Origin of the sequence: Fulvivirga kasyanovii (genome assembly GCF_009711405.1) — a bacterium.
Lineage (GTDB): Bacteria > Bacteroidota > Bacteroidia > Cytophagales > Cyclobacteriaceae > Fulvivirga > Fulvivirga kasyanovii.
In genome coordinates this window covers 1-13,273 of sequence record NZ_SMLW01000483.1, presented here as the reverse complement: position 1 = coordinate 13,273, position 13,273 = coordinate 1, and the positions used below count along the sequence as shown (strand labels likewise).

The window sequence follows — 13,273 nt, the reverse complement described above, 5'->3', positions numbered from 1 at the left end:
CAACCTCTTATGCCATTGCCTATTACGAATACGACTGGAGCCTTAATGAGCGGTAGGTTGGCAGTGCCTCCTCAAAACTTCTGCTGATTGAGATAATTAATAAGTTCTTCAAGGGTATTAGTAGCTACAATGCCCTTGTTTTCCACTTCCCAGCTCAGGTTTTTTGAGGCCATAATCCTAATCTGAAAATCACTCTCACTGCTGATCTCGTAACCGTTTCTTTCCAGGGCATTTTTTGTCCAGAGGTATTGGTAGCCTGACCCTTGCAGCGAAACTTTCTTGCCCAGGCTTTTCTTTTTCAACTGGCCGGTTTTAAGGTCAAAACCTTTAAGCTCGAACACACTGTCGATGGCTCCGTTAAGCACCATATCCTCAGGGAACCCTGAAATGACCGGTACATGATGACCTGCCAGCCACAGGCGATCTGCTGATTGCAGTGCCAGGTCGAGCTCGTGTGTGGCGATCAGTATGGACTTTCCTGTTTTACGCGTCAGGTCTTTCAGTAAGTTGATGATAGCCACCCGGTTGTTCAGGTCCAGGTGGGCAGTAGGTTCATCCAGTATCATGATAGGTGTATCCTGGCATAGTGCCCGCGCAATCATCATTTTTTGTAATTGACCGTCGCTAAGCTCGTGCACTTTCTTATCTGCGTATGACGACACCTGCGCAAGGGTTATGGATTCTTCGATTTTATGAAGGTCATCCTCGCTAAAATCCACCCGCCAGCCCAGATAAGGGTATCTGCCCAGCCCTACAAGCTCCCGCCCGGTCATATTTCCGGCATTGATCCCATCCGTGAGCACCAGGCTCATTTTAGTGGATAATTCAGCTATTGAAATGGCAGAGAGGTCAACATCTTCAATTTTGATCTCACCTGCCAAAGGTTTTTGTACCCCTGCGATAGTTCTGAGCAAAGTGGACTTGCCCACACCGTTAGGCCCCATAAAGCAAACCAGTTCTCCATGTCTGAGGTAGAGGTTGATGTTTTCCAATACCACCAGATCCTTCTTTTTGGTGTGATAGCCAACGGCAAGGTCTTTAATGGCCAGGGCAATATCGTTGTTGTCTACTTCTGTCATCCCGAAAAAGAGTGTTTTATGCTACCCCTGCGCAATATCACCCAAATAACTACAGGAGCGCCCAAAAGTGAAGTGATCGCGTTGATCGGCAGTACATGCTCACTGCCAGGAAGCTGAGAAATGATGTCACAGACCAGCATGACAATAATGCCGCTCATCGCAACGGCAGGGATCAATATCTTATGGTTGGAGGTATTGAACAGCAACCGCGTAAGATGAGGGATGGCGATACCGATAAAGGCAATGGGGCCGCAGAAAGCCGTAATACTGCCGGCTAGCAGGCTCGTGCTGATAATGATCCAGAAGCGGGATGATTTGATGTTTATCCCCATGCTCCGGGCATAATTTTCGCTCAAAAGCAGGGCATTCAGCGGCTTTACCATGATGAAAGCGATGGCAATGCCCAGGCCGGCTATGAGCCAAAGTACCGTTATTTCGTCCCAGTTGAGCCCGCCCAGGCTTCCGAATGTCCAGAAAAGGTATACCTGTATCTCTTCTCCGCTACTGAAAAACTGTAAAATACTGACAATCGCACCCGTGAGGCTGCCAAACATAAGGCCGATAATGAGGAGGGTCATGCTATCGCGGACTTTCAGCGAAACCACTACCACCAGCAGCAGTACCAGTGCTGAGCCCAGGCTGGCAGCAGAGACTACCAGCCAGCTTGTTAGCCCGGAGGCAACAAGGCTCCCCGTAATGGAGATGCCCGCCAGCAGCAGCAGCGCTACACCCAAACTGGCGCCGGAGCTAATGCCTAATACAAAAGGCCCGGCAAGCGGATTTCTGAAAAGCGTCTGCATCAGCAGGCCGCTGATGGATAATGCCGCGCCCACAGCTATGGCAGTAATGGCTTTGGGCAAGCGAAAATTAAGGACAATGTTTGTCCAGCTATTTTTGCTTGCTGCACTGCCCGTAAGCACATTCAATATTTCATCAAAGGGAATAGAAACACTGCCCAGGCTGATATTCACAATGAACAGTACCAGGATCGTAAGTGGTAGCAGTAATGCTAATTTTATGGTGTACGATCTATTCAAACATCGATTTTTTTACTTAATCTTCATTTTTATACCACCAAAGCTAGTAACTTTTGTTTATACGCTTTACGTCTGTTGGGTACCCTCATTTTCTAATTCAGCTTTTCGTGAAAGAAAAGTTCATGGTCAGGCAACAACTCGGGATGGAAGATCCGGATCAGGTCGGCCAGGATCAGGTCAGGCCTGAGGTACCCAAGCTCGAGGTATTCATTGCCGCCTGTGGCTCCCATGCGTGCATTGTAGCTGTATACATTTCCATTTTTAAAAGCATCAAACCGGGAGTACCTTTGGTCGGCCTGTTTGATCTCCTCCAGTGAATTATAAGAGGCAACACCCACCCAGTAGTCTGCATCATGCGCCTTTTCATACACTGATTCAAAACTTAGCTCGAGAAAACCGGTGGTTGAGTCCTGCCACAGATAATTCGCGCCGGCATCGGCAAATAATTTTGCTGCATTGTTTTCCCCTCCGGGAAGGTACCAGGTGTCCCCATAAACCACACCACTGTATAAAGTTGGCATGGAGTCTACCTTTGCGGCTTTTGCCTTCATAGTATTGTAGTTGCTTTCAATGGCGCTGAAAACAGAATCAGCCATGTCTGTTTTGTCAAAAAACAAAGCCATGAATTTAATCCACTCCGCCCGGCCCAGCGGATGCTGTTCAAGGTATTCTGCATTGATCAGTACCGGTATCCCCGCCTGGTTCATCTTACGGAACTGACCATAGTCACCTGTAATCGTATAAGCCATTATGGCCTCAGGATCCAGCTCCAGCAGGCGCTCCATATTTATTTCCTTATCAATACCAAGTTCGGTTACATAGCCGGAGTCAATTCTGCTGCGCATTTTAGCAGAACTGATATAGTCCGTGGTAGTAAAGCCTGTCAGGCTCTGCGTTTCATCAATATAGTCAAGCAAGGGAATGTGCGTGGTGGATGTGCAGACAATACTTTTTAAGGGTACTTCTACTATCTGGACATCGCGGTCATGTGCCGGAATTTCTTCTCCTCTGGGCACCAGCAAATATTTAAAACCCTCTTCTGCCCCTTGATAAGGCTTGGGTACCTCTACAAAAGGATAGCCTTCCTTTACAGAAACCCTGAAACCGGTGGCATACTGAATATCAACAGGTGCCTGCGTTAATGTTGTTTTGCTAACCTGTTTGTTTTCAGGAGAGTTACAGGCTATGGCCAGAATAGAAAAAACGGAAATAAGGATCTTTAGCTTCATGGTCAGTGCATTTTATTGAATTGCGGAACAATATTAACCATTTTGTTTAGAGCTATTCAATTCTTTTATAACTTTGACCCCGATTATTGGTTCATGATCAGCCCCTTCGGCCATATCATGATGAAAAGGGAATCCGGTGCCTCAGTATGTTACTGAATATTCCGGAGCTGTCCCCGCAACTGTAGTCCCGACCTGTACATCAGTACAGATAATACGCTTTGATCATCTTTGCCACTGTCCCGGCCTGTCGGGATGGGAAGGTTCTCAAAGTCGGGTAAGCCAGGAGACCTGCCAATAGTTTTTAAATCTGGGCCTTCGGGAGTTGAGGCTTTAAGAAGTGAACGCTATGTTATCCATCATTCCGCCCATTTCTTAAATGGCTTCTATTTAAGGCTCATTAACGGGTTGTTAAATGAGTTATCTGCGAATTCTATTATTGCCTTTGGTTACAGGCATCTTCGTGCAGCATGTGGCTGCCCAGGAAGATACCACCACGTTGGTTCTGGATGAGATCAGCATTGAAGGGTCGCGTCTGGAGAAGTTTACCATCGGTGAAAAGGTGGAGAAAATTTCACCTGTACAGAGAGAAGCTACAGAATACAGTAATCTGTCGGAGTTATTGACTAATTTTTCCGGAGCCAATATCAGGTCTTATGGCGTGAGTGGACTTTCAACTCCTTCTGTACGAGGCACGGGAAGTAGCCATACCGCAGTGTTTTGGGAAGGTGTAAACCTTCAAAGCCCCACCAACGGCAGTCTTGACCTGACCTTAATGCCCGTAAGTTTTGTAGATGATGTATCCCTTCAGTATGGTGGTGCAGGGTCTCTTTTTGGTTCGGGTACATTGGGTGGAGCCATTCACCTGGGTACGGAGGCAACGATGCACGAAGGCTTTGGCGGGAAGGTATTTCAGCAAATAGGCAGTTTTGGCAGTACCTATACGGGTGCGAATGTCAACTGGAAACATCAAAAAGTGCGGGCATCTGTTCGGGGCTTTGTAAACCATGCCGACAATGATTTTACCTATTTCAACCGTTACACAACCCGGGAAGAGGAGCAAAACAATGCCTCCATCGATCAGCATGGTATATTGTCAGAATTGTACTACCAACACAATGGAAACAGTGATATAAGCCTGAAATATTGGTATCAGGATAACCTGGTACATATTCCGGACCCGGCTTCTGCCTCAGGTGATGCACGGGAAACCCAGGCTGATGAATTTCACAGAGCAATTTTAAAGTGGAAGAGCCAAAACAGTAAAAGGATGTTCCGCGGACAATCAGCTTTATTAGTCCACTACCTGGACTACGACGACAAATTAACCGAGGTGTCCACCACACAATCCCTCTCATTGGTCAGCGAGATTGAAGCTACTTATAAACTGGATAAATCTACATGGCTGGATGCAGGTATAAACAACACTTACGATCAGGCAGAGGTGGACAGTTATGCAGGTGAAATACCTTCCAGAAACCAGACAGGCCTGTATGTTTCAGCTAAAAAACTAATTGCCGAAAGACTGGAGACCAACCTGGGTTTGAGGGAGACATTGAGTGATGGTGACCTTTCCCCGCTGATGCCCTCCCTGGGGTTGAACTACTCACTAAACAACGACTTCTCTTTGAAATCAAAGGTGGCCCGCAGCTATCGCATCCCTACTTTCAATGACTTGTACTGGAAAGGTGGAGGAGCAGTTGGTAATCCTGATCTGGAACCCGAGCTGGGGTGGAGTACGGAACTGGGGATATTGTCTGAAAAGCGGTTTGATAACTCACAGCTTTCCGTTGAAATAACGGGCTATAGCAATACCATTTCACAATGGATACAATGGGTGGAAGTAGAATCAGTCTGGAGTCCGGTCAATGTGCAGAAAATCTGGGCACGAGGGGCGGAGCTTGTATTAAAATACGGATACAGACTATCAGATGACTGGAAGCTACAGTTTTGGGGCAATTACAGTTATACCAAATCCACCAAGCAGGAGATCAGTGAGGGCGGCAATGTACAGGAACTGGATAAACAGGTGATCTACACCCCCTTGCATCAAGGGAAGGGTTCAGTGAACTTAGTCCATACCCATTTCACATTAGGAGTAAACCAGCTCTATGTAGGCGAACAATATGTAACCGGAGATAACAGGAGGTCGATAGACCCTTATACACTGACCGGAGTTTCGGCTTCCTATCAGTTTTTGTTGTCTCAAAAACATGCATTAAGAATTTCAGGTCAGGTAAAAAATGCCTTTAACAAAGACTATGAGATCCGTAATGCGCGGCCTATGCCACGAAGGAACTATCATTTAAGTATCATATATCAATTTAATTAGAGAATAAACCAAAATGAAAAACCAGTTTTTGAAACGCGTATTATTTGGCCTTTTAGTTGCTTCATCCGCACTTTTTGGCGCATGTTCTGATGACGACAGTGTTGCCCCGCTGGCTGGTCAGGAAGGCTTTTTTGTGATCAATGAAGGCGGGTTTGGCAATGGAGATGCCAGCCTTTCATATTTTGACAAGGCTACCAATACTATGATCAATGATGTATTCTTTGAAAATGTGGAAAGACCCTTGGGAGATCAGGCCCAATCTATGAGCATCTATAATGGTAATGGATATATTGTAGTTCAAAACTCAGGTAAGATTGAGGTTATTAATGCTGAGAATTTTGGTTCATTGGGAACAATTAACAAGGATGCAGGGATAGTTTCTCCACGGTATTTCCTTGGTATAGACCAAAACAAGGGTTATGTAACGGATTGGGGTGCTGATGGCGTAACAGGAACAGTTAAAGTTGTTGACCTGAATGCTCTTGAAGTTACCAAAACCATTGACGTTGGCCAGGGCCCTAATGAAATGGTCAGGTTAGGAAATAAAGTATATGTAGCCAACAACGGAGGCTGGGGATACGACAATAAAGTTGTGATCATTGATGTTAATACCGATCAGGTTGTTGGTAGCATTACTGTTGGAGACAATCCCTCCGCATTGAAAGTAGACCGAAACAATAACATTTGGGTAACGGGTAGTGGCAAGACAGTTTACAATGCTGACTGGTCAGTGGATGAGGCCAACAGCACCCCTGCTTTCCTGGCTAAAATTGTAAATGATGAAGTAGCCCTGAAGTTAGATGCGGCCAGCGTATATGCGGGTCTGGGCAGACTGGTTATGAACAATGCAGCAGACCAGCTCTATTTCAACTATTCAGGTGCAGTATATACCATGAGCATCGATGCCACTGAGTTACCTGCTTCACCATTTATCGATAAGTCCTTTTATGGCCTTTCTGTAGATCCTTCAACCGACAATGTGATTGGAACTGAGGCTCCTAATTATAGCTCTGCCGGTACAGTCTACCGATATGATAATACAGGTAAGCTGATCGACCAATATACAGCAGGCATTGCACCTAACGGATGTGCATTTAAATAATTAAGATAAACCATAGACATTCCATAGAGGCTTTAATGCCCTGCTTTTATCAATCCTGTTTGGATTAAGTTTGTAAGTGTGAAGTATTAAGGCTTCTATGGAATGGGTTTAGAACTAACCAACGATTATATGACCGACATTGCCACAAGAATAGAAAAATCCAAAACCTCAATTTTCAAAGCTGTTTTTCCTAACACCACCAATCATTATGATACCTTATTTGGAGGTACGGCACTACAACTGATGGATGAAGTGGCTTTTATTACGGCCACCCGGTTTTCGCGGAAGCGTGTAGTTACTGTTTCTTCAGAGCGAGTGGATTTTAAACATCCTATACCGGCGGGAACATTAGTAGAACTTATCGGTACGGTTTCCCACGTAGGTAAAACAAGCCTGAAAGTACAGGTGGATATTTTTATTGAGCAGATGTACAGTGAAGACAGGGAAAATGCTATTCAGGGTGAGTTCACCTTTGTGGCTATTGATGATGACAAAAAACCGGTGAGCGTACTGTAATGCAAAGAGGGAAGGGGAGCAAAGAGGAAGAGCCGATGTATTACATTGAAAATGGCTTGTATGTATTCACTAAGGCCTATCACCTCAAGCGGGGTTATTGCTGCCAGAATGGATGCAGGCATTGCCCCTATGGCTTTAAAAAGAAGAAAAAATGATCATTTTCATATCAGGCGGAGAAAGGAGCGGTAAGAGCAGGTATGCTCAGGAGCTGGCCCTTTCCAAAACAGATACACCTTATTACCTGGCGACCTCCAAGATCTGGGACGATGATTTTAAAGAAAGGGTGAAGCGGCACCAGCAGGAGCGGGATGAACGCTGGACGAATATTGAAGAGCAGTTTGAGCTTGCAAAGGTATTGCCTGAAAACGGAGTTGTGGTAGTGGACTGCGTTACGTTGTGGCTCACCAATTACTTTTCAAAATGCAAAGGCGATAAAGAAGCCATAATGAAAGAGGCGAAGGCAGAGGCGGCTAAGCTTTTTGATTATAAAGGTGTACTGATCATCATTACAAATGAGCTGGGCATGGGCCTGCATGCCAGCACCAAGGCCGGGCGCAATTTTGTAGAGTGTCAAGGCTGGATCAATCAATTTATTGCAGCAAATGCAGAGGAAGCATATTTTATGGTTTCCGGTATCCCTTTAAAAGTTAAATAATATGGCAAGTATAAAACCCTGCAATCGTGATATACTGAGCGCAATTCAGCATAAAATAGATCACAAAACCAAGCCCCTGGGAGCGTTGGGGGGCCTGGAAGAAATTGCACTTCAGGTAGCCCTGATCCAGCAAACAGATACACCGCATTTGACAAAGCCAAGTATGGTGGTATTTGCCGCTGATCACGGCATAGCCCGGGAAGGAGTCAGTGCTTTTCCGCAGGAAGTAACCGTTCAGATGGTACAGAATTTTCTTCATGGAGGTGCTGCCATTAATGTGTTTTGCAAGCAGCATGATATTGAGCTGCACATTGTAGATGCGGGCGTTAATGCCGATCTTCCCAAGTATCCTAACCTCATACAAAAGCCTGTGGGTAAAGGTACCGCCAGCTTTTTGTCAGGAAAAGCCATGAGCCTGGAAGCATGCGGGCAGGCCTTGAAATCAGGAGAGGAAGTGACCTTGAAAATTTCCCAATCCGGCAGCAACATTATTGGTTTTGGTGAGATGGGCATTGGCAATACATCCTCGGCCAGCATCCTCACCAGCATGCTTTGCCGGTTGCCTTTGCGGGATTGTGTAGGCAAAGGAACAGGTTTGAATGAGTCCCAATGGCAGAAAAAGGTAGATGTACTCCAAGAAGCACTGGATTTTCACCAGCTATCACCTGAAAGTGACAGCATAGATATTCTTACTACTTTTGGAGGGTTCGAGATTGCGATGATGGCAGGTGCCATGATGAAGGCCGCTGAGCTGGGTATGGTAGTATTGGTAGATGGTTTCATAGCCACATCAGCTTTTCTGGTGGCGCATGCGCTACAGCCTGCTATACTTGATTATGCCATCTTCTGTCACGTTTCTGAAGAACCCGGTCATAAAAAGGCCCTTGATTTCCTGAAGGCAAAACCTATTCTTCATCTCAATATGAGACTTGGCGAGGGTACAGGTGCGGCAGTGGCCTATCCGGTAATTCAGTCAGCCGTTAATTTTCTCAATGAAATGGCCTCTTTTGAGGAGGCCGGCGTTTCTGAAAAAGACGAAGTGAAACCGGTATGAAACACGAAGTCCGGCTGTTTTTTACCGCGCTGATGTTCTATACCCGTATCCCATGCCCGAAATGGGTGGATCATTCGGCCGAATACCTCAATCAGTGCACAAAATATTTTCCACTGATCGGGTGGCTGGTCGGTAGCGCATCGGCTCTGGTGCTGTGGCTGGCAATGTTCATTTTTCCGGTATCGGTAGCTGTTATATTATCTATGGTTACGGGTATACTCATCACAGGGGCTTTTCATGAAGATGGCTTCGCTGATGTGTGCGATGGATTTGGAGGAGGCTGGACAAAATCAAAGATCCTTGCGATCATGAAAGACAGCCTTATAGGTGCGTATGGGGTAACAGGGCTTGTACTCATATTACTGATGAAATTCTCGCTGGTTTCAGTCATAGCGCAACAAGTACACACAGGGCTGCTTTTCGGCATATTGATCGCTGCGCATACCGTAAGCAGGCTGGCACCTGTTTTTATCATATACTTTGGTGAATATTCAAGGGAAGATGCCAGCAGCAAAGTAAAACCGGTGGCCAAAAAATTATCTGCAATCAATTTTGTGGTTGCCATTGTTATAGGGTTGCTGCCCATGATATGGCTACAGAGCCCGTGGTATTGGCTCATACTTTTTCCTGTTCTGCTGGCTACCTGGTTTTTGTATCGTTATTTTTATAAGTGGATTGAAGGATATACCGGCGATTGCCTCGGGGCTACGCAACAGGTAACAGAAATAATTTTCTATCTTTCAATGTTTGTTTTATGGAAGTTTATCTGATCCGACATACCACCCCGCACATAGAAAAAGGAGTTTGCTATGGTCAGTCCGACCTTGATCTGGTAGAGACCTGGCAAGAGGAGTTCCAAACCGTTGCTGGAAAGCTGCCAGGCCAGTTTGATGCTTATTATACAAGTCCCCTGAAACGATGCTTGCACCTTACCATGCATCTTACTGAGGATTTTTCCACTGACCACCGGTTGATGGAGTTTAACTTTGGCGACTGGGAAATGAAAAAGTGGGATGACATCCCCAAAGCACATATTGACCCGTGGATGAAAGATTTTGTTAATGTTACCGTGCCATCGGGTGAAAGCATGGCGGCAATGAATGACAGGGTAAAAGCTTTTTTTTCAGAGCTGGTAGCTAAAGATTATAAACGAGTGGCTGTAATCACGCACAGCGTGGTTATCCGGATCGTGCTCTGTCATGTAGAAGGCCTGCCTTTGACAAGAGCCTTCGAAAGACCATTAACCTACGGAGATGTGGTAAAAGTGGAGTTGAATGAACAGGTTTTCACAAGTAATTGATAAGATTAAATGCCTAAAACACCAATAACCATTAGCTGGAGCGGAGGAAAAGACTCTGCTTATGCCTTATTCCGTGTCATGGAAACAGGCGCATATGACATCAGGAGCCTGCATACCGTTTTTGATTCCGAATTGAAAAGGGTAGGCCTGCATGGTGTGCCCGAACATTTGATTGAAGCCCAGGCCGAGGCCCTTGGCATTCCTCTGGAAAAGATCTATCTGCCAAAAGATAATTCCCATGAATCCTATGAGCGCGTGATCAAAAATTTCTGCATGTCCAAAAAAGAAGAAGGGATAAATCACATCATGTATGGTGACATCTTTCTTGAAGACCTGAAGGCCTATCGCGATAAACAATTAAGTTCGGCAGGCATGAAAGGTGTATATCCGATATGGAAAGAAAACACACATCAACTGGTTGAAGAGTTTGTGGCCGATGGTTTTAGAACAGTGGTATGTGCTGCTAATGCCGCTATGTTTGACAAAGAGCAGGTAGGGAAGACGATCGATCCGGAATGGCTCAACCATCTGGCGGATGGCGTAGACCCTTGTGGTGAAAATGGTGAGTTCCATACCTTCGTTTATGCCGGCCCGGTGTTTCGTAAGCGAGTTGATTTTCGCCTGGGCGATGTGGTGGAAAAAAGCTACGAATACAACAAAAAAGAAGATGACGGCAGTCTCACTCCAATGAAGTCCAGCTTTTGGTTTCAGGAGCTGCTATAATCTGATCAGCTCCCTTGCTGCTGCTTGGGGTGTGATTTCACCCAAGCCAACCTGCTTCTCCATTTCAGGGATACGTTCGGCTACTTCGGGTTTGTGGTAAAAATTGTTTTTCAGCAGAAAACCTATGGTTTCATGCATCCAGTTGATGTTTTGGTGCTTGCGAAGCTGATCCAGGCCTGATCCCATATGGTTGAAATACCCCTCGATCATTTTCCAGATATCGTCCAGGCCCTGCCGCGTAACGGCTGAGCAGGTCAATACTTTGGGAGACCAGCCTGTTTCCGAAGGGGGGAATAAATGTAAGGCATTCTGATATTCAGCCCTGGCCTTTTTTGAAGCAGTAATATTGTCCGTGTCAGCCTTGGTAATGGCAATGGCATCCGCCATCTCCATGATGCCCTTTTTTATGCCCTGCAGCTCATCACCGGCACCTGCCAGCATCAGCAGCAAGAAGAAGTCAACCATACCCTTAACGGCAACCTCAGACTGGCCGACCCCGACCGTTTCAATAAAGATGATTTCATAGCCGGCCGCCTCACACAGCAGCATTGTCTCACGGGTTTTGTTGGCCACACCTCCGAGCGATGCCCCCGTGGCAGAAGGCCGGATGTAGGCATTACGATGGTGTGATAGCTGCTCCATGCGGGTTTTGTCGCCCAATATGCTCCCGCCACTCCTTTGGCTGCTGGGGTCTACGGCCAGTACAGCCAGCTTTTTGCCCATCTCTGCCAGATGCAGGCCCATGGCTTCTATAAAAGTACTTTTGCCGACACCGGGTACACCTGTGATGCCTATTCGCTTTGAGTTGCCCGTATGAGGTAAGATCCTTGTCAGCACCTGTTCGGCCAGTGCCTGGTCACCGGCAAGATTGCTCTCGATCAGCGTAATGGTACGGCTTAGAACTACGGTATTGCCCGCGAGCACACCGTCCACATATTCGTTTACACTCAGTCTTTTTCGTCTTGAAGTCATACGCAGCAAATCAAGGCATTAATTTAAATTATATTACTTAAAACTGCCTAAAATTTATATTTTTACTATTGCGTTGCCCAAAATTGGGCCGACTTACATTAACTAACAGTGTCTATGGGAAGGAAATTCTGGATAGATTGTATCCTGGGAACTATCTTTATTTTTGGTATCATGTGGGTGATCTTCAACGTTTCCCAATTCCAGATATTTGATGCCTTTGATCCGGTGGGTGAAGCATTGGACGATATGGAGATGACCGATGTGGCTTTTTCTCAACTCAGGGAAGACCCGGTTCCGGATACTAACATTGTTATTATTAATATAGGTATGCTGAGCAGGGCCGAAATAGCCCGGCAACTTCAAATCATTAACCAATATAAGCCCGCCGTAGTAGGTTTTGACAGCTTCTTCAATTTCAGAAGTGCGGATACGTTAGGCGACCTTGCCCTTAGTAATGCATTTTCGGAGGTGGAAAACCTGGTGATGGTTACCAAACTGCTTCAGTCAGATTCCCTGAAAGTATTGCGTGAGGGCGATGATATCTATGATTCCCTGGAAGTCTCGCATGATTTATTCCGTAAAGATGCATATCAGGCCTTCGCTAACCTCGATACCGACGCCGAAAATCAGGAAGATTATAAAACCTGCCGTGCCTTCCCTACCAGGCGGATAGTTAATGGAGAGGAACATGTGGCTTTTGCGGTTCAGGTAGCCGAATTATACGATCCGGAAAAAGTGAAAGAACTTAAGCAAAGGAATAAACCCACGGAAATAATTAATTACCGGGGCAACCTGGTGGATTTCTTTGGGCGTACAGGTTATCCCAATATGTTTTACGCCCTTGACGTGGATGATGTGTTTAATGAAAACTTTGTTCCGGAAATGATCAAAGACAAAATCGTGCTTTTTGGATTTATGGGAGCTGATTTTTTTGATACCTCCTGGGATGATAAATTTTTCACGCCCCTGAATAAAAATTATGCGGGTAAGGCTAACCCTGATATGTATGGTGTGGTTGTACATGCCAATATCATATCCATGATACTTAAGGAAGACTATGTTAATGAGTTGACCGATAAAGAAGGCATAGGCATACTGGTGGCTATATTAATATGTTTCCTTAATGTTGCCCTCTTCTCTTATGTATATTTCAAGGTGCCGGATTGGTACGATGGTATCACCAAATTAGTCCAATTGGCTGAGATAATGCTTATTATATTTTTAATGGTAATTGTTTTCAGCGAATACAGTTTTAAGCTAAATTTGGTGATTACACT

At 45.6% G+C, this 13,273-nt stretch carries 14 protein-coding genes and 1 riboswitch; of the genes, 10 read left to right on the top strand and 4 right to left on the bottom strand.

Annotation, left to right across the window (positions count from 1 at the left end; genetic code table 11):
• Positions 1–71: 71 nt before the first annotated feature.
• From E1163_RS09100 to E1163_RS09090, 3 genes are all read right to left on the bottom strand, one after another.
• Positions 72–1,079: an ABC transporter ATP-binding protein gene (locus tag E1163_RS09100; protein ID WP_155171125.1), complete on the bottom strand. Its 1,008-nt coding sequence runs from the start codon at positions 1,077–1,079 to the stop codon at positions 72–74.
• On the bottom strand, positions 1,076–2,116 hold the full coding sequence (locus tag E1163_RS09095) for an iron ABC transporter permease (protein ID WP_155171124.1): 1,041 nt from the start codon (positions 2,114–2,116) through the stop codon (positions 1,076–1,078). The genes E1163_RS09100 and E1163_RS09095 overlap by 4 nt, the downstream gene beginning before the upstream one ends.
• Positions 2,117–2,208: 92 nt before the next feature.
• Positions 2,209–3,345, bottom strand: coding sequence for an ABC transporter substrate-binding protein (locus E1163_RS09090; RefSeq protein ID WP_155171123.1), 1,137 nt, complete (start codon positions 3,343–3,345; stop codon positions 2,209–2,211).
• A gap of 70 nt (positions 3,346–3,415) precedes the next feature.
• Positions 3,416–3,655, top strand: a riboswitch (cobalamin riboswitch).
• A 102-nt stretch (positions 3,656–3,757) separates the two neighbouring features.
• Here E1163_RS09090 and E1163_RS09085 point away from each other — a divergent pair.
• The 9 genes from E1163_RS09085 (at position 3,758) to E1163_RS09045 (ending at position 11,024) form a co-directional block, all read left to right on the top strand.
• A complete protein-coding gene (locus tag E1163_RS09085) occupies positions 3,758–5,674 on the top strand; it encodes a TonB-dependent receptor plug domain-containing protein (protein WP_155171122.1) in 1,917 nt (638 codons plus the stop codon).
• 13 nt (positions 5,675–5,687) lie between these two features.
• Entirely contained in the window at positions 5,688–6,776 is a 1,089-nt protein-coding gene (locus E1163_RS09080; RefSeq protein WP_155171121.1) for a YncE family protein, read from the top strand.
• A 129-nt stretch (positions 6,777–6,905) separates the two neighbouring features.
• Positions 6,906–7,292 carry an acyl-CoA thioesterase gene (locus E1163_RS09075; protein ID WP_155171126.1) on the top strand — a complete coding sequence of 129 codons (387 nt, stop codon included), beginning with the start codon at positions 6,906–6,908 and terminating at the stop codon, positions 7,290–7,292.
• A gap of 35 nt (positions 7,293–7,327) precedes the next feature.
• Positions 7,328–7,447 (top strand): DUF5522 domain-containing protein, encoded by a 120-nt coding sequence (locus E1163_RS09070; RefSeq protein ID WP_185156029.1) that lies wholly within the window; start codon positions 7,328–7,330, stop codon positions 7,445–7,447.
• A complete protein-coding gene (locus E1163_RS09065) occupies positions 7,444–7,947 on the top strand; it encodes a bifunctional adenosylcobinamide kinase/adenosylcobinamide-phosphate guanylyltransferase (protein WP_155171119.1) in 504 nt (167 codons plus the stop codon). The genes E1163_RS09070 and E1163_RS09065 overlap by 4 nt, the downstream gene beginning before the upstream one ends.
• 1 nt (position 7,948) lies before the next feature.
• A complete protein-coding gene (cobT, locus tag E1163_RS09060; RefSeq protein ID WP_155171118.1) occupies positions 7,949–9,001 on the top strand; it encodes a nicotinate-nucleotide--dimethylbenzimidazole phosphoribosyltransferase in 1,053 nt (350 codons plus the stop codon).
• A complete protein-coding gene (locus tag E1163_RS09055; protein WP_155171117.1) occupies positions 8,998–9,771 on the top strand; it encodes an adenosylcobinamide-GDP ribazoletransferase in 774 nt (257 codons plus the stop codon). Before cobT ends, E1163_RS09055 begins: the two co-directional genes overlap by 4 nt.
• Positions 9,756–10,301: an alpha-ribazole phosphatase gene (gene cobC, locus E1163_RS09050; protein ID WP_155171116.1), complete on the top strand. Its 546-nt coding sequence runs from the start codon at positions 9,756–9,758 to the stop codon at positions 10,299–10,301. Before E1163_RS09055 ends, cobC begins: the two co-directional genes overlap by 16 nt.
• 9 nt (positions 10,302–10,310) lie before the next feature.
• On the top strand, positions 10,311–11,024 hold the full coding sequence (locus tag E1163_RS09045; protein WP_155171115.1) for a Dph6-related ATP pyrophosphatase: 714 nt from the start codon (positions 10,311–10,313) through the stop codon (positions 11,022–11,024).
• Here the strand turns inward: E1163_RS09045 and meaB are convergent.
• A complete protein-coding gene (gene meaB, locus E1163_RS09040; protein WP_155171114.1) occupies positions 11,019–11,996 on the bottom strand; it encodes a methylmalonyl Co-A mutase-associated GTPase MeaB in 978 nt (325 codons plus the stop codon). The genes E1163_RS09045 and meaB overlap by 6 nt on opposite strands.
• Positions 11,997–12,110: 114 nt before the next feature.
• Here meaB and E1163_RS09035 point away from each other — a divergent pair.
• Positions 12,111–13,273 (top strand): CHASE2 domain-containing protein (locus tag E1163_RS09035; RefSeq protein WP_155171113.1); only part of this gene is annotated, 1,163 nt, incomplete at its 3' end.

Coding starts and splice junctions, on each gene's coding strand:
- E1163_RS09070 (WP_185156029.1), top strand. CDS start 7,328: ATGTATTACATTGAAAATGGCTTGTATGTATTCACTAAGGCCTATCAC.
- E1163_RS09065 (WP_155171119.1), top strand. CDS start 7,444: ATGATCATTTTCATATCAGGCGGAGAAAGGAGCGGTAAGAGCAGGTAT.
- E1163_RS09075 (WP_155171126.1), top strand. CDS start 6,906: ATGACCGACATTGCCACAAGAATAGAAAAATCCAAAACCTCAATTTTC.
- cobT (WP_155171118.1), top strand. CDS start 7,949: ATGGCAAGTATAAAACCCTGCAATCGTGATATACTGAGCGCAATTCAG.
- E1163_RS09045 (WP_155171115.1), top strand. CDS start 10,311: ATGCCTAAAACACCAATAACCATTAGCTGGAGCGGAGGAAAAGACTCT.
- E1163_RS09055 (WP_155171117.1), top strand. CDS start 8,998: ATGAAACACGAAGTCCGGCTGTTTTTTACCGCGCTGATGTTCTATACC.
- cobC (WP_155171116.1), top strand. CDS start 9,756: ATGGAAGTTTATCTGATCCGACATACCACCCCGCACATAGAAAAAGGA.
- E1163_RS09085 (WP_155171122.1), top strand. CDS start 3,758: ATGAGTTATCTGCGAATTCTATTATTGCCTTTGGTTACAGGCATCTTC.
- meaB (WP_155171114.1), bottom strand. CDS start 11,996: ATGACTTCAAGACGAAAAAGACTGAGTGTAAACGAATATGTGGACGGT.
- E1163_RS09080 (WP_155171121.1), top strand. CDS start 5,688: ATGAAAAACCAGTTTTTGAAACGCGTATTATTTGGCCTTTTAGTTGCT.
- E1163_RS09100 (WP_155171125.1), bottom strand. CDS start 1,079: ATGACAGAAGTAGACAACAACGATATTGCCCTGGCCATTAAAGACCTT.
- E1163_RS09090 (WP_155171123.1), bottom strand. CDS start 3,345: ATGAAGCTAAAGATCCTTATTTCCGTTTTTTCTATTCTGGCCATAGCC.